This window comes from Brucella sp. RRSP16, from assembly GCF_052246815.1.
Taxonomy (GTDB): Bacteria; Pseudomonadota; Alphaproteobacteria; order Rhizobiales; family Rhizobiaceae; genus Brucella; species Brucella intermedia.
Genome location: NZ_JBQQAM010000057.1, coordinates 1 through 487, shown reverse-complemented (window position 1 = coordinate 487; position 487 = coordinate 1). Strand labels below are relative to the sequence as shown.

The following is a 487-nucleotide window of genomic DNA, read 5'->3' as shown; positions in this document are numbered from 1 at the left end:
GGGCCGACGGCCGGTCGGCCTTGCGAAGCTTTGCTTCGGGGGTGGACTTCTGGATCGCGTAGCAGCGTTTGCGTCGGTATCTGGGCTTGTAGCTCAGTTGGTTAGAGCACACGCTTGATAAGCGTGGGGTCGGAGGTTCAAGTCCTCCCAGGCCCACCATGTTACATGATAAGGGGCCGTAGCTCAGCTGGGAGAGCACCTGCTTTGCAAGCAGGGGGTCGTCGGTTCGATCCCGTCCGGCTCCACCATTATTCCTTGAAATGGCATGTTGGTGTAGAGACGGATATTGGCAATCAACGAAAGAAAGAAACAAGTTTGCGGACTTTTATGAAAGTCTGCCTGTTCTGTATGAAATCGTGAAGAGAAGATGTAATCGGATCAACTATCCAGTTGATGTCGCAATGGCTTGCTCAAGCCTTGCATTATGATTGATGTGTTTAACCGCCGTCACCGATTGTATCTCGAGAAGCTGGTCTTTCTGCTGATA

2 tRNA genes are annotated in these 487 nt (G+C 51.5%); both read left to right on the top strand.

Features of this window, described 5'->3' with window-relative positions:
* Nucleotides 1-82 precede the first annotated feature (82 nt).
* Nucleotides 83-159, top strand: a tRNA-Ile gene (locus tag ACS5UA_RS22875).
* A 13-nt stretch (nt 160-172) separates the two neighbouring features.
* Nucleotides 173-248, top strand: a tRNA-Ala gene (locus tag ACS5UA_RS22870).
* Nucleotides 249-487 lie beyond the last annotated feature (239 nt).